At 66.6% G+C, this 19,859-nt stretch carries 16 protein-coding genes; 9 read left to right on the top strand and 7 right to left on the bottom strand.

Annotated elements, in window-relative coordinates; genetic code table 11:
- Positions 1 to 158: 158 nt before the first annotated feature.
- Together ACSBP4_RS08110 and mce are read left to right on the top strand one after the other, a co-directional pair.
- Positions 159 to 1,841, top strand: a complete 1,683-nt coding sequence (locus ACSBP4_RS08110) for an acyl-CoA mutase large subunit family protein (RefSeq protein WP_136396921.1) — start codon at positions 159 to 161, stop codon at positions 1,839 to 1,841.
- A gap of 160 nt (positions 1,842 to 2,001) precedes the next feature.
- On the top strand, positions 2,002 to 2,385 hold the full coding sequence (mce, locus tag ACSBP4_RS08105) for a methylmalonyl-CoA epimerase (RefSeq protein ID WP_006650819.1): 384 nt from the start codon (positions 2,002 to 2,004) through the stop codon (positions 2,383 to 2,385).
- 73 nt (positions 2,386 to 2,458) lie between these two features.
- On the opposite strand, the gene ACSBP4_RS08100 is transcribed toward mce, so the two are convergent.
- Positions 2,459 to 3,394 (bottom strand): hypothetical protein, encoded by a 936-nt coding sequence (locus ACSBP4_RS08100; RefSeq protein ID WP_049966768.1) that lies wholly within the window; start codon positions 3,392 to 3,394, stop codon positions 2,459 to 2,461.
- 198 nt (positions 3,395 to 3,592) lie between these two features.
- The gene (locus ACSBP4_RS08095) at positions 3,593 to 4,231 is read right to left on the bottom strand and encodes an FAD-binding oxidoreductase (protein WP_049966767.1); all 639 of its coding nucleotides are present in this window, start codon (positions 4,229 to 4,231) and stop codon (positions 3,593 to 3,595) included.
- Between the two features lie 266 nt (positions 4,232 to 4,497).
- Here ACSBP4_RS08095 and ACSBP4_RS08090 point away from each other — a divergent pair, with 266 nt between their 5' ends.
- Together ACSBP4_RS08090 and ACSBP4_RS08085 are read left to right on the top strand one after the other, a co-directional pair.
- A complete protein-coding gene (locus tag ACSBP4_RS08090) occupies positions 4,498 to 6,252 on the top strand; it encodes a 2-oxoacid:acceptor oxidoreductase subunit alpha (protein ID WP_006650816.1) in 1,755 nt (584 codons plus the stop codon).
- Positions 6,252 to 7,118, top strand: a complete 867-nt coding sequence (locus ACSBP4_RS08085; RefSeq protein WP_006650815.1) for a 2-oxoacid:ferredoxin oxidoreductase subunit beta — start codon at positions 6,252 to 6,254, stop codon at positions 7,116 to 7,118. Before ACSBP4_RS08090 ends, ACSBP4_RS08085 begins: the two co-directional genes overlap by 1 nt.
- A gap of 137 nt (positions 7,119 to 7,255) precedes the next feature.
- On the opposite strand, the gene ACSBP4_RS08080 is transcribed toward ACSBP4_RS08085, so the two are convergent.
- Positions 7,256 to 7,918 (bottom strand): DUF6517 family protein, encoded by a 663-nt coding sequence (locus ACSBP4_RS08080; RefSeq protein ID WP_373632775.1) that lies wholly within the window; start codon positions 7,916 to 7,918, stop codon positions 7,256 to 7,258.
- 146 nt (positions 7,919 to 8,064) lie between these two features.
- On the opposite strand from ACSBP4_RS08080, the gene ACSBP4_RS08075 reads away from it, so the two are divergent.
- Complete coding sequence (locus ACSBP4_RS08075; protein ID WP_435551876.1) at positions 8,065 to 9,186, top strand: pyridoxal phosphate-dependent aminotransferase; 1,122 nt, start codon at positions 8,065 to 8,067, stop codon at positions 9,184 to 9,186.
- A 122-nt stretch (positions 9,187 to 9,308) separates the two neighbouring features.
- Entirely contained in the window at positions 9,309 to 10,274 is a 966-nt protein-coding gene (locus tag ACSBP4_RS08070; protein ID WP_435551875.1) for an NADPH:quinone reductase, read from the top strand.
- A gap of 39 nt (positions 10,275 to 10,313) precedes the next feature.
- Here ACSBP4_RS08070 and ACSBP4_RS08065 read toward each other — a convergent pair whose 3' ends face one another.
- From ACSBP4_RS08065 to ACSBP4_RS08055, 3 genes are all read right to left on the bottom strand, one after another.
- Positions 10,314 to 10,703, bottom strand: a complete 390-nt coding sequence (locus tag ACSBP4_RS08065) for a DUF7344 domain-containing protein (RefSeq protein ID WP_435551874.1) — start codon at positions 10,701 to 10,703, stop codon at positions 10,314 to 10,316.
- 127 nt (positions 10,704 to 10,830) lie between these two features.
- Complete coding sequence (locus ACSBP4_RS08060) at positions 10,831 to 11,838, bottom strand: TIGR04024 family LLM class F420-dependent oxidoreductase (RefSeq protein ID WP_435551873.1); 1,008 nt, start codon at positions 11,836 to 11,838, stop codon at positions 10,831 to 10,833.
- A 179-nt stretch (positions 11,839 to 12,017) separates the two neighbouring features.
- Positions 12,018 to 13,745 (bottom strand): alkaline phosphatase D family protein, encoded by a 1,728-nt coding sequence (locus ACSBP4_RS08055; RefSeq protein ID WP_435551872.1) that lies wholly within the window; start codon positions 13,743 to 13,745, stop codon positions 12,018 to 12,020.
- Positions 13,746 to 13,916: 171 nt separating this feature from the next.
- Here ACSBP4_RS08055 and ACSBP4_RS08050 point away from each other — a divergent pair, with 171 nt between their 5' ends.
- The 3 genes from ACSBP4_RS08050 to ACSBP4_RS08040 all read left to right on the top strand — a co-directional run bounded on the left by ACSBP4_RS08050 (position 13,917) and on the right by ACSBP4_RS08040 (position 17,972).
- A complete protein-coding gene (locus tag ACSBP4_RS08050; protein WP_435551871.1) occupies positions 13,917 to 15,338 on the top strand; it encodes an FAD-binding oxidoreductase in 1,422 nt (473 codons plus the stop codon).
- Between the two features lie 132 nt (positions 15,339 to 15,470).
- Positions 15,471 to 16,301, top strand: coding sequence for a hypothetical protein (locus ACSBP4_RS08045; protein ID WP_435551870.1), 831 nt, complete (start codon positions 15,471 to 15,473; stop codon positions 16,299 to 16,301).
- Positions 16,302 to 16,424: 123 nt separating this feature from the next.
- Entirely contained in the window at positions 16,425 to 17,972 is a 1,548-nt protein-coding gene (locus ACSBP4_RS08040; RefSeq protein WP_435551869.1) for a TrkH family potassium uptake protein, read from the top strand.
- 15 nt (positions 17,973 to 17,987) lie between these two features.
- On the opposite strand, the gene ACSBP4_RS08035 is transcribed toward ACSBP4_RS08040, so the two are convergent.
- The gene (locus tag ACSBP4_RS08035) at positions 17,988 to 19,772 is read right to left on the bottom strand and encodes a histidine kinase N-terminal 7TM domain-containing protein (protein ID WP_435551868.1); all 1,785 of its coding nucleotides are present in this window, start codon (positions 19,770 to 19,772) and stop codon (positions 17,988 to 17,990) included.
- Positions 19,773 to 19,859 lie beyond the last annotated feature (87 nt).

Raw genomic sequence — 19,859 nt, 5'->3', positions numbered from 1 at the left:
TGTCCGTCAGTACCGGTGGGACCGCGGGATGGTCGCGGTCCCACCGGGACGTCGGGACAGGAAACCCTATGAGCCGTCGGCGACGCGACCGCGTCGCCGGCCGCAGATCTCGCCGTGTTCATCAACCTTCAAGCCCCGGCCGGTCCTCGGTAATCATAATGTTCGATCCCGACGAACTCGAGGAGATCCGTGCCAGCAAGGAGGAGTGGCACGAGGCGGAAGTCGAACCCGTCATCGAGCGCTTCGGCGAGCGCAAGGAAACGTTTACGACCGACACGGGGGGGCAAGAGGTCGATCGGCTCTACACGCCCGACGACGTGGGCGATCTCGACTACGAGGACGATCTCGGCAATCCGGGCGAGCCGCCGTACACGCGCGGCGTCTACTCGACCGGCTACCGCGGCCGGCTCTGGACGATGCGCCAGTACGCCGGGTTCTCGACGCCGGAAGACACCAACGAGCGCTATCACTACCTGCTCGACGAGGGCCAGACGGGGCTGTCGATGGCCTTCGACCTGCCGACCCAGATGGGCTATGACTCCGACGCCGACATGGCCGCCGGCGAGGTCGGCAAGGCCGGCGTCGCGATCGACTCGCTCGAGGACATGGAGACCGTCTTCGACGGCATCCCGCTGGACGAGGTCTCGACCTCGATGACGATCAACGCGCCCGCGTCGGTGCTGTTGGCGATGTACATCGCGGTCGGCGACCAGCAGGGGGTCGATCGCTCGGAGCTGCGGGGGACGATCCAGAACGACCTCCTCAAAGAATACATCGCACGCAACACCTACATCTATCCGCCCGAGCCCTCGATGCGGATCATCACGGACATCTTCGAGTTCTGTGCCGAGGAGACGCCGAAGTTCAACACCATCTCGATCTCGGGGTATCACATCCGCGAGGCGGGTTCGACGGCCGCGCAGGAACTGGCCTTTACGCTCGGTAACGGCATCGAGTACGTCGAGACGGCGATCGAGGCCGGCCTCGACGTCGACGAGTTCGCGCCGCAGCTTTCCTTCTTCTTCAACGGCCACAACAACATCTTCGAGGAGGTCGCGAAGTTCCGCGCGGCCCGTCGGATGTGGCACGACATCATCGACGAGCGGTTCGACCCCGACGACCCCAAGTCCAAACAGCTCAAGTTCCACACCCAGACGGCCGGCTCGATGCTGACCGCCCAGCAGATCGAGAACAACGTCGTCCGCGTCGCCTATCAGGCGCTGGCGGCCGTCCTCGGCGGCACCCAGAGCCTGCACACGAACGGGAAAGACGAGGCGCTTGCGCTGCCGACCGAGGAGTCCGTCCGAACCGCGTTGCGGACCCAGCAGATCCTCGCCCACGAGTCGGGCGCGGCCGACACCATCGACCCCCTGGCGGGGAGTTACTACGTCGAGTCGCTGACCGACGAGGTCGAGGAAGAGGCATACGAGATCTTAGACGAGGTCGACGAGCGCGGCGGCATGCTCGAGGCCGTCGAGCAGCAGTGGGTCCAGCGCCAGATTCAGGACACCGCCTTCGATCGCCAGAAGGAGATCGAGGAGAAAGAGCGCGTCATCGTCGGCGTCAACGAGTTCGAGAGCGAGGACGGGGAGCCCGAGATGGACGTCCAGGAGATCACCGAGGAGGACCAACAGCGCCAGATCGACAGCCTCGAGCAGACCCGCGAACGCCGGGACGACGAGGCCGTCGACGCGGCGCTCGAGGCGCTGCGGGACGCGGCCCAAAGCGACCGGAACGTAATGCCCTACATCATCGACGCCGTCAAGGCCTACGCGACGGTCGGCGAGATCTGTAACGTCATGCGCGACGAGTTCGGCGAGTACCAGCCCGGCGCGGTCTGACGGCGCTCGAATCGTCGACTGCGACCGAACGAACCTTCGTCCCGATATCCCGTTTTCCGTGGTCGATGTCCGACTGGGGGCCAGTCACCCGGTCCGTGCGGGCTCGAAACGCCACGAAAAATCACAACAGTAACACGGCCATCGACCGGAGTACAGGCCGATGCACTTCGATCACGCCGGCATCGCAACCGACGACGCACAGGGACTCGCAACGCTGTACGGCGATCTCTTCGGTCTCGAGGTCGCCCACGAGGAGGTGTTCGACGGCATGCGCGTCGTCTTCCTCGACTGTGGCGACGGCTATGTCGAACTGCTCGAGCCGATCGAGGAGGGGACGATCGCGCGCTATCTCGAGGACAACGGGGCGGGAATCCACCACCTCGCGCTCGCGACAGACGACATCGAGGGGGCTCTCGAGACGGTCCGGGACCACGACGTGACGCTGATCGACGAGGAACCCCGTCCGGGCGCGTGGGGCCATTCGGTGGCGTTTCTCCACCCCAAGGACACCGGCGGGATCCTGATCGAACTCGTCGAACACTGAGACGGACTCGTCTCCGGCGCGACCGTCGCGCGCGGTTGCACCGGACGAACAGCCCGTCTGCCCGACCGCCGGGCTACCCGGCGGCGAACTCGTTCGTGGTGATCACCCGCCGTTCGTCGCCGGTCGCGTGGACGACCGCGACCCGGCCGGGATACCGACCCTCGAGATCGATTCCGGCCTCGTAGTCGGCGGTCCCGAGGCAGTCGACGCAGGTCTCGGCCTCCTGTTCGCCGACGGCGACGGTGACCACGAGCAGGTCGCGACCGTCGTCGTAGGTTACGTCGGATAGCTCGAGGGTGTGACACGGCGTCGGGATGCGGATCGACCCCTCGACCAGCACACGCTCGTTTTCGAACTCGACGGTCGCGTCGTCGCCGTCGGTCCGGCCCGCACACTCCCGGCTATCGACCGCGAGCGATGCGTCCGCTACGTCGGGCACCGGGCAGGGGATCGACGACGACGTCGACTCCGTCTCCGTGCCGGATTCGGAGAGCGTGACGGTCGTCCGAGAGCGAACGCAATCGAACGGCCGGCGACTGATCCCGTCGGTGACCGTCGACTCGCCCGTGCCGCCGTCGCGGCTCGACGTGACCGTGATCGTATACGATCGTGGCTCGACGAACACGAGCGTCCGTTCCTCGCCGGCCCCGAGATCGAGATTGCGGTCGAGCAGCGGCTCGTCCCGTTCGTCCTCCCCGTCGCCGTCGATCGAGTCACTGCCGTCAGCGTCGTCGGCCGAAACGACCACGGCGACCGTCCGTTCGGTCTCGCCGTCGTTGCGGAGGGTGAACTCGTGTGGCGGATGGGCCTCGAGGAACGGTACCTCGTCGGGGTCCCCGACCACGATCGCGTCGGGCCCGGCGGACTCGCTGCCTCGACGATCGGTATCGTCGCTCGAGCCGTCGACGTCGGGCCGCTCCGACTGGAGCCGCTCGAACCGCGAGTCGGCACAGCCGGCCAGGCCACACGCCGCTCCGGTCGTGAGCGCGAGGAGATCACGACGTCGCATACGCGCTCCCACACCGATCGGGCATAAACACCTTTGTCACGGCTTCGTACCTGTTCTATCGACGGACTTTCAGTTCCGAAGAGAGGCAACTGTTGTGGCCGGACTGACCCCACTCGAGGGGATCGGCGTCACGCTAGCAACGGCGTCGCGGGAGTGACGGCGTCGCCACCTCGAGTCGGTGGTCGGTGAGCCGGCCGATTACCCGAAGTTCTCGATCAGCGCGTCGTCGGGATCGCCGCCCGCGGCCTCGATCGCGTCCGCGATAGCGGTGACGAAGTCGTCGAAGCCGAATGCGTAGACCTGACCGGCCTCGTAGTGTGTTGCGATCGCATCGGCCAGTTCCTCGGCCGCGCCGTCATCGATAAAGACCACGGTCGCACCCGCGTCCGACAGCGCCTCGAGCCGGTCGGTGTGGGCGGGTTCGTCGGCCTGATAGATCACGGTGGCGTCGTGACCGGCCTCGTGAGCGGCCTCGGCGACCGCGACTCCCGCACCGACTCCCGGACCCCCGGCGGCGGCGACGACGTCACCGTCGTCGTCGTAGGTGATCCGGCCGAACGGGCCTTCGACGTGGACGGTCTCGCCGCCCTCGAGGCCCGCGAGCCACGGCGAGAGGTCGCCCTCGGGGTCGATCCCGACGGTGAGTTCGAACGTCTCGCCGACCGTCGGCGAGGAGAGCGTGTAGTGGCGAGCGATCTCCTCGTCCTCGGGGGCGGCCCGCAAGAGGACGAACTGCCCGGGGAGGGCGTCGAACCCCGCGGGCGTCTCGAGTTCGAGCGCGACGGTGTCGGGACCGACCTCGCCGACCGATGCGACCGTGACTGGCGTCCCATCCATGTCGAACCCGTTCGTCGGCGGATTGAAAAGGCGTTCCGTTCGCCGCGACCCTCGCGAGCGGCCGTTTCGATGGGAGACGATACCGTGTGATTACCACACACATTCACTCGCTTCCGTGTTTCTTTCTCTCGTAAACTCTCGCCCCACAATTCCTAACGATTAATAACCAACTGTCCTTCCATCCCGAACATATCCACCACTGATGCGGTGGTCCGCTTGGGGTTTCAGAAGCCTTTTCATTTATGGGGGGCAAGGGGCCTCATAACATGGCTGAGGATCTCAACTGGGCGATCGGAGGCGAGGCCGGTGACGGTATCGACTCCACCGGAAAAATCTTCGCTCAGGCACTGTCCCGGGCCGGAAGACACGTATTCACCTCCAAAGACTTCGCGTCGCGAATCCGTGGCGGCTACACAGCCTACAAGATTCGGACGTCCGTCGAGCAGGTCCAAAGCGTCGTGGACCGCCTCGACATTCTCGTCGCCCTGACACAGCGGACCATCGACGAGAACTTGGACGAACTCCACGAGGGCAGCGCCATCATCTACGACGGCGAGCGCTCGTGGGACGCGGAGATCCCCGACGAGATGACCGCGGTCGACGTCCCGCTGAAATCGCTGGCCGAGGAGGCCGGCGGCGCGATCATGCGCAACATCGTCGCGCTGGGCGCGGCGTGTAAGATCACCGGCTTCGACGTCGAGTATCTGGACGAGGCCCTCGAGAAGCGCTTCGGCGGCAAGGGCTCGAAGATCGTCGAGAACAACAAGGAAGCCGCTCGCGCGGGCCAGGAGTACGTCGAGGAGAACTACGACCTGAGCCACCTCGGCTACAACGTCGAGACCACCGACAACGACTACGTCCTGCTCAACGGCAACGAGGCCATCGGCATGGGCGCGCTCGCGGCCGGCTGCCGGTTCTACGCCGGTTATCCGATCACGCCCGCGACCTCGATCATGGAGTACCTGACCGGGCGTATCGAGGACTACGGCGGCCACGTCGTGCAGGCCGAAGACGAGCTGTCGGCGATCAACATGGCACTCGGCGGCGCACGGGCGGGCGCTCGAGCGATGACCGCCACGTCGGGAGCCGGGATCGACCTCATGACCGAGACGTTCGGTCTCGTCGCGACCAGCGAAACGCCGCTGGTCATCGCCGACGTCCAGCGATCCGGTCCCTCGACCGGGATGCCGACGAAACAGGAGCAGGGCGACCTCAACATGGCGCTGTACGGCGGCCACGGCGAGGTTCCGCGGTTCGTCGTCGCACCCACGTCGATCACCGAGTGTTTCTGGAAGACCGTCGAGGCGTTCAACCTCGCCGAGAAGTACCAGACCCCGGTCTTCCTGGTCTCGGACCTGGCGATGTCGGTCACCGAGCAGACGTTCCCGCCGGAGGCCTTCGACATGAGCGAGGTCGAGATCGACCGCGGCAAGCTCGTCGACGAGGACGAGGTCGACGAGTGGCTCGACGCGCAGGGCCACTTCCGTGCCCACGCCGTCACCGAGGACGGCGTCAGCCCGCGGGCCATCCCCGGGACGACCGACGCTGCCCACATGTCTACCGGCCTCGAACACGACGAACTCGGCCGCCGGACCGAAGAAGAGGACGAACGCGTCCAGCAGGTCGACAAGCGCAACCGCAAGGTCGAGACCGCGAGGGAGAACGAGGACTGGGACTACCGCGAGTTCGGCGATCCGGACGCGGACAACCTCGTCATCTCGTGGGGATCGAACGAGGGCGCGCTCGTCGAGGCACTCGAGTACCTCGAGGAGGACGGGATCGACGTCCACGTGATCTCAGTGCCCTATATCTTCCCGCGACCCGACCTGACCGAGGAGATCGAGGCCGCCGACGAGACGATCGTCGTCGAGTGTAACGCGAACGGACAGTTCGCGGACGTGATCGAACACGACGTGTTGACCCGCGTCAAGCGGATCAACAAGTACACCGGCGTGCGATTCAAGGCCGACGAACTCGCAGACGATATCACCGAGAAACTCACCGAGGAGGTACCCGCATAATGAGCTCCGACGTTCGATTCACCGACTTCAAATCCGACAAGCAGCCAACGTGGTGTCCCGGCTGCGGCGACTTCGGGACGATGAACGGCATGATGAAAGCGCTGGCCAACACCGGCAACGACCCCGACAACACGTTCGTCGTCGCCGGGATCGGCTGTTCCGGCAAGATCGGGACCTACATGCACAGCTACGCCCTTCACGGGGTCCACGGCCGTGCGCTCCCGGTCGGGACCGGTGTCAAGATGGCCCGACCCGACGTCGAGGTCATGGTCGCCGGCGGCGACGGTGACGGCTACTCGATCGGTGCCGGTCACTTCGTCCACGCCGTCCGCCGGAACGTCGACATGACCTACGTGGTCATGGACAACCGCATCTACGGCCTGACCAAGGGCCAGGCGTCGCCAACCTCGCGGTCGGACTTCGAGACCAGTACGACTCCCGAAGGGCCGAAGCAGCCGCCGGTCAACCCGCTCGCACTCGCGCTCGCCTCCGGCGCGAGCTTCATCGCTCAGTCCTTTAGCTCGGACGCGATGCGCCACGCCGAGATCGTCGAGAAGGCCATCGAACACGACGGCTTCGGCTTCGTCAACGTCTTCAGCCCCTGTGTCACGTTCAACGACGTCGACACCTACGACTACTTCCGCGACAGCCTCGTCGACCTGCAGGAAGACGAGGACCACGACCCCCACGACTACGAGGCCGCCAAGGAGGTCATCCTCGACAGCGAGAAGGAGTATCAGGGCGTCATGTACCAGGACGAGAACTCGGTTCCCTACCACGAGAAACACGGCGTCACCGAGGACATGTCCGAGATCCCCGACGGCGCGCCCGAGGACGCGATGGATCTCGTCCGCGAGTTCTACTGAGACCGCCGTCGATTCCGACTGATTCGCGCTTTTTCCGTCGTCGGTTCCGGTACTGCCTTCGCCGTTTAGTTACCGACCGCTCGAGAGGCGAGGTTCCAATCGCAAACTAACCGCCGGAGCGACCCGGTCGCCGGTCGTTAGGCCGGGTGTTCGACGGACTCGAGCAGGACCTCGGCGTTGGCCGATTCCTCGGTGAGCAGTTTCGGATAGGTGCCAAGGAGGACGAGCAGATCGCCCTCGTGATCGAAGGAGGTGAGTTTGATCTCGACGTCGATCGGCTCGCCGCCGAGTTCGGACTCGCCGAGGAACCGGTCGACCTCGCGGCCGTCCCCGAGGATATCGAGGCCGAACGTCTCCTGGTGCTGGATGTTACTGATATCGCCCTGGCCGCCCTCGAACTCGCCGAGAAACCGATCGAGCAGTTCCTCGTTGGACAGATCGTCGATCGGGTTGAGCGATCGGCCTGCGACCTCCATCCCCGGGATGGAGACGGCGGCGACGGCGGCCCCGTCGCGCTCTTCACCCTGATACTCCACGGCCTTCGAGTAGATCGCCGTCGCGATCGAGGCCTCGACCTGGCGCTCGACGCCGCCGGGAAGTTCGACCGAGCGGTCGATCGTTTGCTGACCGACGTCGTCTTCCGCGTAGCCCGTCTCCTCGAGCGCGTCGTCGGTCGGGCGGACGGCGTCGGAACTGAACTCGAGCGGTTCGTTCCCGAGAACGACGTCGATACAGCCGGCGGTCAGTGCGATCGTTCCGGTCGCGCCCGCGGCGAGCAGCGATCGTCGAGAGAGAGTCATTACTGGTCCCTTCGTCACGAGGGCCATATTCCTTGTGGCATCTTCAGTCTCGCAGACAAGACTGTCCGGTCTCGTTGAGCGTCGACGGCGGATGATAGGCGATTCACACATCAAGAGTTATCGGGGTCGATACCCCCCGTATAGCTATGACTGATTTCGCAGACCGAGTCGAGCAGGTGTCGATCAGCGGTATCCGGGAGGTCTTCGAGGCCGCGGGCGAGGACGCGATCAACCTCGGCCTCGGCCAGCCGGACTTCCCGACCCCGGCCCACGCCCGCCGCGGGGCCATCGAGGCCATCGAGTCGGGACAGGCGGACGCCTACACCTCGAACAAGGGGACGCCCCAGCTCCGGGAGGCCATTTCCGCGAAGTACGATCGGGACTACGGCCTCGCGGTCGATCCCGCCGACATCATCGCGACCTCCGGCGGGAGCGAGGCACTGCATCTCGCGATCGAGGCCCACGTCAACCCCGGCGAGGAGGTCATCTTCCCCGATCCGGGCTTCGTCTCCTACGACGCGCTGACTCACATCGCCGACGGCACGCCCAAGCCCGTCGGGCTGCGGGAGGATCTCACCCTCGATCCCGCGACCGTCGAAGACGCCATCACCGAAGAGACCGCGGCGTTCGTCGTCAACAGCCCCGCGAACCCGACCGGGGCCGTCCAGAGCGAGGCCGACATGCGCGAGTTCGCCCGTATCGCCGACGAACACGACGTCCTCTGTATTTCCGACGAGGTCTACGAACACATCGTCTTCGAGGGCGAGCATCGTTCGCCGCTCGAGTTCGCCGAGACGGACAACGTCGTCGTCGTCAGCGCCTGCTCGAAGACCTACTCGATGACCGGTTGGCGGCTCGGCTGGGTCGTCGGCTCCAATCGTCGCATCGAGCGCATGCTTCGGGTCCACCAGTACGGGCAGGCCTGTGCCTCCGCGCCCGCCCAGTACGCCGCCGAGGCCGCTCTGACCGGCCCCCAGGATCAGGTCACGGAGATGGTCGAGACCTTCGAGCAGCGCCGGGACCTCGTCCTCGACGGGCTCACCGACGCGGGCCTCGAGGTACCCACCCCCGAAGGCGCGTTCTACGCGATGCCGAAAGTACCCGAGGGCTGGTGTGACGAGGTGCTGGATCGCGGCGTCGTCGTCGTCCCCGGTGACGCCTTCGGCGCGAACGGCGAGGGCTACGCGCGACTGTCCTACGCGACCGGGACCGAGGAGCTGAAGGAGGCACTCGAGATCATCGACGACGCGACTCGAGCCGTCCAGTAGCTCGCTCAAGCCGTTCGGTTTCTCCGGTCTTCCATGCAGCTTTCTCTGTCGCCGAGAAAGTCGCCGTCTCCCCTGCCGTCACGTGTACCGTTTTACCGTCCCGATCCGTGTGTTCGAACGAGATGCGCGCTGTACGCCTTCACGAACATGGCGACGCGGACGTACTGCAGGTCGAGGAGATCGAGCGGCCCGAACCGGCCGCCGACGAGTTGCTCGTCGAGGTCGCCGCGGCGGGGATCAACCCCGTCGATACCTACTTCCGGGACGGCTCGTACGAACCGGTCGGCCTGCCGTTCACGCCGGGCGTCGACGTCGCGGGAACCGTCGCGGCGACCGGCGAGGCCGTCGAGGGCTTCGCGGAGGGGGACCGCGTCTACGGGACCGGGATCGGTAACGGCGGCTCGCAGGGTTCCTACGCCGAGTACGCGACGATCCCGACTGATCGGGTGGTCCACCTCCCCGACGGTGCGGATCCGATAGAGGCCGGCGGGGCCGGCGTCGCCGCCGTCACCGCCTGGCGCGCGCTGATCGACCACGCCGACCTCGAGCCCGCGGAGTACTGTCTGGTCCACGGCGGCTCCGGCGGCGTCGGCCACGCGGCCGTCCAGATCGCGGCCGCGGTAAGCGCGCGGGTGATCACGACCGCGTCCGAGGAGTACCACGACGAACTGGCCGACTACGGTGCCGAGACGGTGCTTGACTACGGCCGGGACGATCTGGCCGACGCCGTCCGCGAGGCGGCCGACGGCGGGGTCGATGCCGTCCTCGACCACCGCCTCGACGACTACCTGCAGTTCGACGCCGACGTCGCCGCGACGGGCGCTCGCGTCGTCGGCATTGGCGAGAACAGCCCCGATCCGGGCTTTACGAACGACGGCGCGGCCCGCTCGAAAGACGTCTCCTACCAGTTCATGAGCATGTTCAACACGCCGGACCTGCGCGTGCCGATGCGGGGCGTCGCCCACCTCATGGACACCGGGAAGCTCTCGATCGACGTGGCCAGAAGCTACGACCTCGAGGAGGCCGCCGAGGCCCAGCGTGCGGTCATGGAAGATAGCTTCCTCGGCAAACTCGTGATCGAGCCGTAACGGACCGCAGTTCTCGGTGAAAACAGCGCAGTCGGCCGGTCAGGCGGACACCTGAACCGCGTCCGCCCGCTCGAGCAGGGTTCGTCCGTGGTCGGTAAGCGTGATCGTCTCGGTCTCGGTGTCGTAGTCCACGACCTCGGCGGTCGTCAGCTTCGGGACGTGGGTGTGATGCAGCGAAATTCGGACGGCGCGACGCTCCCGCGAGGAAACGTCGCCGTGGTCCGAGATCGCGTTCGGCTCCACGCCGGCCTCCTGCGCGGCGATCTCGACCGCCAGTTCCGTGAGCGTGGCGTCGCCGCCCGTCTCCGCGAGATACTGCAGCGCCGCGCGGCGTCGCCCGTCGGCAAGCAGATCCATCGCCGTATCGACGGCGTCGGCATCTTCACCGAACGCGGTGAGGCGCTCGGGCGACCGCAGTAGTGGGATCATATCCCCGGTAGGGTCCGGGACGTATATATGCAACTTGTGAGTCCGATCGAAACACCACACTGCGTGTCACGTCGTAGGAGGGCCCGCTCGAGACGGCTGCGATCGCGATGGAGGACCGATCCGGCGATTAGACGAGGTCGGCGACCGCTTCCATCGTCGTCCGCTTGCCGTCCTCGCTCATCCCGTCGACGAACCCGATACGGACGGCGTCGACGCCCTCGATGGCGGCGTACTCCGCGAGCCACTCGCGGACCTCGTCGGGGGTGCCCGCGAACGCGAGTTCGTCGAGGACCTCGTCGGGCAGGGCAGCGGCCATCGCGTCGGTGTCGCGGTCGTCCCAGGCGGCTCGGACCGCCTCGACGACGTCGGGGTACCCTTGCTCGGCGACCGAGTTACCGTAGTAGGGACCGTACGCGCCGAGCATGAACGCGATCGTGCCGCGGGCTTTTTCGCGGGCGGCCTCGCGGTCCTCGCTGGCGATCCCGCGGACGATCGGCGCGACCCGCAGGTCCGAGAGGTCCTTCCCGCCGAGTTCCGCGCCGCGCTCTAAGTCCTCGAGGCGGTCGCGCAGGCCGTCTTTCGTGAACATCTGGGGGGCCCAGCCGTCGCCGAAGCGGCCGGCCATCTCGGTGGCCTTGGGGCCGAGGGTGCCGACGTCGATCGGCGGCGGGTTCTCGCTCGGGCCGCGCTCGTAGCCCAGCCCGGCGATCTCGAAGATGTCGCCCTCGTAGGCGGGGTTGCCCTCCTCGTAGACGTTGCGCATGATCTCGATCACTTCCCGGGTGCGCCGGAGCGGCCGGTCGAACTCCTGGCCGTGCCAGCGCTCGGTGATCGCGGGCGAACTCGGGCCGATCCCGAACCGGAAGCGGCCGTCGGCGGCCGCCTGCATCGTCAGCGCGGTCTGGGCGAGCATCGACGGCGTCCGGCCGTACGGCGAGATGACGTCGTTGGAGATGCCCAGTTCCTCGGTCCGGTCTGCCGCCAGCGTCAGCGGCGGCACGATGTTCCAGCCGGTCGTCTCGCCGACCGTGATCCGGTCGAAACCCAGTTCCTCGGCCTGGACGGCACGCTCGGCGACGCCCTGCGGGCGGTCGTAGTCCCCGAGCCGGACCAGCAAGTCGAGTTCGGCGTTCATCGGGCTCCCCTCCGCGTCGGCCGTCGAGTCGTGGTTCGGTCTGCCATCACCGCACACCGCGTCACGGACTCACATAAATCTGTAGCGTTTCCGTCCAGTCACGTGCGCGACCGATCACCGCGATGGGAGGGTCGCCACATCTCCGGCGAACCGCTCGCGGCGATCCACCCACTGTGTGCCTACAGTTCCGTGAGGGACGGGTCGCCGTCCGGAGTGCGATATCGGGCGAGGGTCGACCGCTCGGCATCCCGCGGGTCCGCATCTTTGTCGACGCCGTACACGGTGTACGTACAGTGATCGCGGGTGAACTCGACGACGGCGTAGCCGTGCTGATGCCAGTCGACGTACTCGAGGTGGTCGTTTTGATCCTTGGTCAACTCCGCGAGCGCGTCGTCGTCCCAGTCACTCGGGAAATCGACGACGTCGGCGGCGTTGACGCTCGTAACGGCGGGAGTCATCAGCTCGACACCGATTCGGTCGTACGTCTCGAACGGCTCGATTTCGCCGTAGCCGGCTTTCACGTGGCCGGCAAGCGACGCGTGGAGGTCGCCGGTCAGGACGACGAAGTTGCGTGGATCGACGTCCGCGACGTGTTGCATGAGTTCCCAGCGTTCGTGCTGGAAGCCGTCCCACGAGTCGTGGAGCAGTTCGATCTGCGACCAGTTGTCGCCGATGGTCAGGGGCATCGTCAGCACCTCGTTGGCCCAGACCGACCAGACGGCATCGGACTCGCTGACCCACTCCGTGAAATACTGTTTCTGTTCGTGACCAAGCATCGTCCGCCCCTGTGCTTCCTCATCCGTGCAGGTGATCCGTGCGTCGCCACAGGGTGGCCCGTCGCGATAGAGGCGTTCGTCGGTGACGGTCAGATCGACGAGGTCGCCGAACTGGAGATCCCGCCACAATCGGAGCTGGTCCTGCAGTGCCGACTCGTTCGGATCGAACTCGACGCGGGCGGGAACGTACTCGACCCACGCCTGAATGCCGTCGGCCGTGATCTCCATCGCCCGCTCGGGCTGCTCGCCGCCGTCCGTATCCGGCAACACCGGCGCGTTCGCTTCCTCGTCCCAGTATCGATTGTTCCCGATCTCGTGGTCGTCCCAGCCGTGAACAACGGTGTGTTGCTCGAGGCCCTCCTGGAGGAATTCGTTCCCCTTGTAGGTTCGATACAGCGTCCGGAAGTCGGCCAGGGACTCCGCCAGACCGGCGCCGCTGGGGAGGTCGATGTCGCGCCCGTCCTTGATATCCGTCGTCGGCGAGGTGTAGGCACCGTCGGCGGACTCGTAAATGAAGTCGCCGAGGTGGACGACGAAGTCGACGTCTTCGGCCGCGAGATGGCGGTAGGCTCCGTAGTACCCGTTCTGGTAGTCCTGACACGTAAGGACCGCAAACGACAGCGAATCGGGGCTCGCGCCGGCCGCCGGCAGCGTCCGACAGCGACCGGTCCGTGTCGCGACGCCGTCGTAGACGAACCGGTAGTAGTAGCGCCGATCCGACTCGAGAACGCCGTCGAGATCGACTTTGACCGTGTAATCGTGTGTACTCGAGAGTCGATCGGCGGGGACCGTTCCCTCGTAGACCGGTTCCTCGAAACTGTCGTCGGTCGCGACCTGGACACCGATCGGCTCCTCGGAGACGACCGCACTGGGGGCGATCCGCGTCCAGAGAATAGCGCCGCTCGAGGTCGGCCCGCCGCTGGCCACCGACTGCGGAAACGTCGCGTCGGGATCGGCTGTCTCGTCGACGGCGAAGACGCTCGGATCCGTCGCCGACGCCGCGGCGACGGGCTGGACGATATCGCGCTGGGCGAGAACCGCCGCGAGGCCGCCAGCGACCGAGGTGGTGCCGATGCTCTCGAGAAAGCCGCGCCGATTCGTCCGGTTCCGTGTGCCATTTTGCTCTGGCATACGATTGTGCTGGCAGAATCCAGTAAAAGGCGATTATAATTTATATATGTTGGATACTGTTATTATATCGTCGGATACGAGGGATATATACCCGAGTCACGAGGCCGTCTCGAGCGATCCGCGTACGACCCAGTGGGAAACGTTGATACTGTCAGTGTCTAACATGCATGCATGGCACACGATTGTTCGTTCCTCGAGGACCTCGACCTCGGGGACGACCAGCTGTCGTTCGCGGACGGCCGACGCGAATCACACGCGACGGACTGGGGGACCGAGGAGTCGGGCGGGGTCATGCCCGACGCGGTCGTCTGGCCCGAGCGGACCGCGGACGTCTCGGCAGTGCTGTCGGCGGCGACCGACCGCGGCGTGCCCGTCACACCCTACGCGGCCGGGACGGGCCTCGAGGGCAACGCCGTCCCGGCCCACGGCGGAATCAGCCTCGACCTGACCCGGATGGACGCGGTGGTCGACTACCGGCCCGACGACTTCCAGATCGACGTCGGCCCGGGGATCATCGGCTCCGACGTCGACGAACACGTCGCCGGCGACGGCCTCTTCTTCCCGCCGTTGCCCTCCTCGGGCGATATCTCGACGATCGGCGGCATGATCTCGACCGACGCCAGCGGGATGGGGACGGTCCGCTACGGCGAGATCGCCGACTGGGTCCTCGGGCTCGAGGCCGTCCTCGCGGACGGCACCGTCGTCCGGACCGGCTCGCGGGCGATCAAGACCTCGAGCGGCTACAACCTGACCGACCTGCTGGTCGGCAGCGAGGGGACGCTGGCGGTGGTCACCGAGGCCACCCTCGAGCTGGCCGGCCGGCCCGAGCAGATCCGTGGCGGACGGGCGATCTTCGAGACGCTGGACGACGCCGCCGAGGCGGTCTTCGACGCGGTCCGGACCGAGGTCGACGTCGCCAAGATCGAGCTCGTCGACGGGCTGAGCGCTCGGATGGCCAACGACTACCTCGACACCGGCCTGCCCGACGCGCCGATGGTCTTCCTCGAGTTCCACGCCAACCACGGGATCGAGGCGGAGATCGACCTCTGCCGAACGATCTTCGAGGACCACGACGTCGCCCGCTTCGAGATGAGCGAGGACGACGACGAGATGGCCGCGCTCTGGGAGGCCCGGCGGGAACTGGCCTTCGCCGTCAGGAGCTACGACCCCGACCTCGAGTCGCTCCATCCGGGCGACGTGACGGTGCCGATCAGCGCCTACCCCGAGGTGGTTCGCGAGGCGAAGCGACTCGCCGACGAGTACGGCCTGCTGGTCCCCTGCTTCGGCCACGCGGGCGACGGCAACCTCCACTACAGCGTCCTCGCCGACCCGAGCGAGCCCGACCAGCTCGAGCGCGGCGAGGCCCTCTACCGGGAGATCGTCGAACTCGCCATCGACCTCGGCGGCACGGCCACGGGCGAACACGGCATCGGCGAGGGGAAACAGACGTACCTCGAGCCGGAACACGGCGCGGGCGCGGTCGAGGCCATGCGGTCAGTCAAGCGGGCGCTGGACCCGACGGACACGCTCAACCCGGGGAAGGTCTTCCCGGAGACGGCCGACGGCGAGCGGGTTCGGGAACCGGACCGCTGACAGCGGTCGGGACCGGCGTCAGTGGCAGCCCCAACCCTCCTCTCGGCCGGAAAGACGATATGATCACACTCGCATCGTTCCCTAGAGCGTTCCATGCCAACCCGCCGTCGTGTTCTCGCGTGTGCCTGTACCGTGGCCGGAACAGCCGCTGTATCGGGAGTCGGCGCGGCTACCGGCAGCGACGGTGATCTGACCCTCGAGATCGTTCGTCACGCCTCCGCCGAGCCCGCCGAGGACGCGCTCGACGCGGTCCGCGAGGGTGTCGACCTGTTCGCGGAGACCTGGTCCGGAGCGACGCCGGGCACCGCCGAGGTAACCCTCGAGACGGATGCGGTCGCCGACTTCGAGATCGCGCCCGCACACGGCGAGACGTTAGACGCCATGGAGACCGACGACGCCCTGCGAGGCGGTCGAACGGCGGCAACGGTGACGCTGGTCGTCGTCGCCGACGGCGCGACGACTGCCGGGGCGATGCGGGGGTACGCGGGCCGTGGCGACGGTCGCTCCCGCGAACCCGGTGCGTACGGCTACGTCAATGCCGAACTCGCCGCGTGTTTCGGCGCGGGAATCGGGACCCCTCGAGACCTGCTGCGGAACTTCGCAGCCCACGAGTGTGGCCACGCGGTCGTCGGCTGGACCGACTTTCCGCACTACCCCGTCGAGGCGACGGAGTCCGAACCCTCGCCGTCGCGACGGGCCCACAGCTGCGGCGCACAGGACCATCCCGACGCGCGGGGCTGGTTCGTTCGCCACGGCATCACCCCAATGGCGACGGGCTACTCGGCAGTGGAGAGCCGGAACACGCCGCGCGATCACCCGTTCGCGACCGAACGGGGGCCGATCGACGAGTACGCCGAGCCGGTTACCGAGTCGCCGTTCTACCTCACCATGGACTACGTTCCCGTCTTCTCCGCCACCGCTCGAGCGGCGATGGCCCACCACTACGAGCGGGTCTTCGGTTGAGTCTCGGCGACCCGCCCGACCGTGCCGTCGTGGAGTGCAGCCCAGTCTTTATTGCGCTGCTACAATTCTTCCGTAGTAGTTACTGTTCGCCGGCCGACGGTGGGTTCGGTCACGCTCTCAGCTATGATTGGCAGGATTCACGTCGATGTCCGCTCGAGTTGCAGCCTCCTGGGCACCGTGTTGAAGTCCCTCTCGCTGACGCTTCTGGTGCCGACGGCGGTCGCGCTGTTCTACCGGGAGAGCCCGCTCCCGTTTCTGGTCGCGCTGGCCGTCGCGGTCGTCGTCGGGGTGGGCCTCGAGCGCCTCGAGCCCGAGCCGGACCTCGAACACCGCGAGGCGTTCCTGCTGGTGGCGCTGACGTGGCTGGTCCTCCCGTTGGTCGGGACGATCCCGTATCTCGTCGCCGGAACGGGGACGATCGCGCAGCCGATCAACGCCCTCTTCGAGTCGATGTCCGGATTCACGACGACCGGGGCGACGGTGATGGGCGAGATTTCCGTCGAAACGCACTCGCATTCGATCATGCTCTGGCGACAGCTCACCCAGTGGCTCGGCGGGATGGGGATCATTGTCCTCATGGTCGCGATCCTCTCGGAACTCTCCGTCGGTGGGACCCAGCTCATCCGGGAGGAAGCGCCCGGCATTCAGGTCGAGAAGCTGACCCCGCGGATCAGACAGACGGCGCGGGCGCTCTGGCTGATTTACGTCTGGTTCACGCTCGCGGCCGTGGTCGTCTACTACGGGCTCCACCTCGCGGGACTGGCCCCGAACATGACCTTCTACAACGCCGTCTCGCATGCACTCACGACGCTGCCGACCGGCGGCTTCTCGCCGGAGGGACGCAGCGTCGAGGCCTTCGAACCGATCGTCCAGTGGGCGGTCATGCCGTTCATGATCGTTGCCGGGACGAACTTCGCGCTCTACTGGCACGTCTGGCGCGGCAAGCCCGATCGGCTGACCGGGAACGCCGAGTTCCGGTCCTATCTCCTATCGATGGGCGTCGTCGGTGCCCTCCTCTCGGCTCTGCTCTTTCTCGGGGTCGGCCTCGCGACGGTCCCCGACGGCGTCGCCGCGATCCCGGGCAGCCTCGAGCGATCGCTGCGCCACGGGCTCTTTCAGACGCTGGCGATCGTGACGACGACCGGCTACGCCAGCATGGACTTCAACACCTGGAGCGAGTCGACGCAGGTAATCTTGCTGTTCGCGATGTTTCTGGGCGGTTCGGCGGGGTCGGCGGCCGGCTCGATCAAGATCATCCGCTGGTACGTCGTCGGGAAGTCCATCGAACGCGAACTGTTCACGACCGTCCACCCGCAGGCGGTTCGGCCCGTTCGGATGGGCGACACGGGCGACGTCATCGACGAGGAGGCGATCCACGGTATCTTCGTCTTCATCGTCCTCTTTCTGACGCTGTTTGCGGTCTCGACGGTCCTGCTCTTTCTCGACGCCTACCGAACGCCCGGCCTCGAGCTGACGGCACTTGAGGCGATCAGCGCGACGATCGCGACGCTCGGCAACGTCGGGCCGGGCGTCGGCGTCGTCGGCCCGATGAACAGCTACGAGCCGTTTTCCGGGGCCGCGAAGCTGTACATGACCTTCCTGATGTGGATCGGCCGGCTCGAGATCCTCTCCGTGCTGGTGATCCTGACGCCGGCCTATTGGCGTTCCTGACTACGCGGGGTGTCGTTACTCGGCCGCACCGACCCCGGATGACGTCTCGTCGGCCCCGTCGTCAGTCGCCGTTTCGTGTCGCTCGACGCCGGTGATCTCGAACCGTGCGCCCCCGTCCCCGTCAGTCGCGATCACCGACCACCCGTGTCCCTCGCAGATGTCCGCCACGATCGACAGCCCGAGTCCCGTCCCGCGCTCGCTCGTCGTATAGCCGGAGTCGAAAATCTCCTCGGGATCGCCCTCGAAGCCCGTCCCCGAGTCGGCGACGAAGAACCCACCCTCGAGCGTCCCGACGGTGACGGTCAGGTCGCGGCCGTCGGTTTCGGCCCCCGATCGCCCCCCGTGGTCGATCGCGTTTCGGAACAGGTTCTCGAGTAACTGCCGGAGCTGGGTTCGATCCGCGACGATCGTTCGCTCGTCGACGACCGACAGCGTCGCCCCCGCGGTATCGACCGTCGACCACGCCTCGTGTGCGACGGCCGCGAGTGCGACCGGCTCGGGATCCAGCCCGCGTTGGCCCTGCCGAGCGAGCGTCAGCACGTCGTCGATCAGCTGTTCCATCCGCTCGTGGGATTCGGCGACGGTCCGCACGTACGCCGGGTCGTACTCCTCCTCGAGCAGTTCGAGATACCCCTTCGAGACCGTCAACGGGTTCCGCAAGTCGTGGCTGACCACGCTCGCGAACTCGTCGAGTCTTCGGTTCTTGCGTTCGAGTTCGCGTTCGCGATGGACCCGCTCGGTCACGTCGTGGACGACGATCGTCCAGCCGGCCGAGTACCCGCGCCCGTCGTCGATCGACGAAATCGAGAGATCGTAATAGGTCCGTCCGCCGTCGAGCGAGAACTGCATCGTGTCGGCGTTTCCCGCCGTTGTCGCGGCGTCCACCCGGTCTCGGTCGCGGGACTCGTCGATCACCGCGTCAACATCGATCGGAATTACGTCGTCGATCGATTCCCCGACGAGAGCGTCTCGCTCGTCCGCGAATATCTCCCGCGCGACCGGATTGCTGTCGACGATACGGCGATCGGCGTCGGCGACCAGCACGCCGTCCTCGAGGTTCGTCACGACCTCGCTGCGGGCGATGGGGGCGATCTCGAGGAGCCGGTATCGATAGAGGCCGAAGGTAACCGCGAGGCCGGTGACGGTAAAGCCGATCGGCGTCGTGCCGACGATCTCGAGCGACGCCGCCGAGAGGACGGCCGCCCCCCAGGGAACCGTGATCGCGACGAAGACGGCGACTCCCTGCCACCGGTAGAGTCGCTCGGTCCGCGCGATCAGCCGGAAGACGAGGACCGACGTGATCGCCAGACAGAGTGTCGCGTACCCCAGGTGAACGAACAGCCCGAGCCCCGGTTCCGAGGTCGCGACCGTCGCGGACGATGCCCACCAACTCCCGATCGAGATCGGTTCCTCGACCGGCGGCCCCCACAGCACGAACGTGCGGTCGTTGATCGCCAACGCGCCGATCATGGCGAGTGGCTCGATCGACAACAGCCCCAGTCGAGACCGGGTGAGCCAGCGGTCCTCGCCCGTATACTGGAGCGCGAAGACGACGAATAGTGTCGGAATAACGGCAGCACATATCCACTGGAGGTCGGCCCACCACAGTTTCGTGGCTATCGTCGCCGATTCGATCTCGAGGACGTGTGCGCCGAGCCAGACGGCGACGGTCGCCATGAGCGCGGCGAGCGCGCTCGAGCCGGCTTCGGGTCGGGTCCGCCACGCCGCGGCCGCGGTTCCGACGGCGACGACGAGCGAGAGCAACAACACGGCACTGTACGGAGAGACGGCCCAACCCATCGGTGAATAGGTAGCAATTAGTAACGAGACGCAAGTGTCTACCGGCCGGCCATCCGAGAGCCGGCGCTCCGCCCTCGAGGCGGTCGC

Source organism: Natrinema sp. CGMCC1.2065 (genome assembly GCF_051225675.1).
Classification (GTDB): Archaea; Halobacteriota; Halobacteria; order Halobacteriales; family Natrialbaceae; genus Natrinema; species Natrinema thermotolerans.
Note: the sequence above shows the minus strand (reverse complement) of the source record. Positions and strands in the feature narration are given on the sequence as shown.

Excerpts from the sequence above, each read along its gene's own strand:
- ACSBP4_RS08075 (WP_435551876.1), top strand. The coding sequence starts at position 8,065 with ATGACTGATTTCGCAGACCGAGTCGAGCAGGTGTCGATCAGCGGTATC.
- ACSBP4_RS08110 (WP_136396921.1), top strand. The coding sequence starts at position 159 with ATGTTCGATCCCGACGAACTCGAGGAGATCCGTGCCAGCAAGGAGGAG.
- ACSBP4_RS08100 (WP_049966768.1), bottom strand. The coding sequence starts at position 3,394 with ATGCGACGTCGTGATCTCCTCGCGCTCACGACCGGAGCGGCGTGTGGC.
- ACSBP4_RS08070 (WP_435551875.1), top strand. The coding sequence starts at position 9,309 with ATGCGCGCTGTACGCCTTCACGAACATGGCGACGCGGACGTACTGCAG.
- ACSBP4_RS08055 (WP_435551872.1), bottom strand. The coding sequence starts at position 13,745 with ATGCCAGAGCAAAATGGCACACGGAACCGGACGAATCGGCGCGGCTTT.
- ACSBP4_RS08090 (WP_006650816.1), top strand. The coding sequence starts at position 4,498 with ATGGCTGAGGATCTCAACTGGGCGATCGGAGGCGAGGCCGGTGACGGT.
- ACSBP4_RS08065 (WP_435551874.1), bottom strand. The coding sequence starts at position 10,703 with ATGATCCCACTACTGCGGTCGCCCGAGCGCCTCACCGCGTTCGGTGAA.
- ACSBP4_RS08050 (WP_435551871.1), top strand. The coding sequence starts at position 13,917 with ATGGCACACGATTGTTCGTTCCTCGAGGACCTCGACCTCGGGGACGAC.
- ACSBP4_RS08060 (WP_435551873.1), bottom strand. The coding sequence starts at position 11,838 with ATGAACGCCGAACTCGACTTGCTGGTCCGGCTCGGGGACTACGACCGC.
- mce (WP_006650819.1), top strand. The coding sequence starts at position 2,002 with ATGCACTTCGATCACGCCGGCATCGCAACCGACGACGCACAGGGACTC.
- ACSBP4_RS08035 (WP_435551868.1), bottom strand. The coding sequence starts at position 19,772 with ATGGGTTGGGCCGTCTCTCCGTACAGTGCCGTGTTGTTGCTCTCGCTC.
- ACSBP4_RS08040 (WP_435551869.1), top strand. The coding sequence starts at position 16,425 with ATGATTGGCAGGATTCACGTCGATGTCCGCTCGAGTTGCAGCCTCCTG.
- ACSBP4_RS08095 (WP_049966767.1), bottom strand. The coding sequence starts at position 4,231 with ATGGATGGGACGCCAGTCACGGTCGCATCGGTCGGCGAGGTCGGTCCC.
- ACSBP4_RS08085 (WP_006650815.1), top strand. The coding sequence starts at position 6,252 with ATGAGCTCCGACGTTCGATTCACCGACTTCAAATCCGACAAGCAGCCA.
- ACSBP4_RS08080 (WP_373632775.1), bottom strand. The coding sequence starts at position 7,918 with ATGACTCTCTCTCGACGATCGCTGCTCGCCGCGGGCGCGACCGGAACG.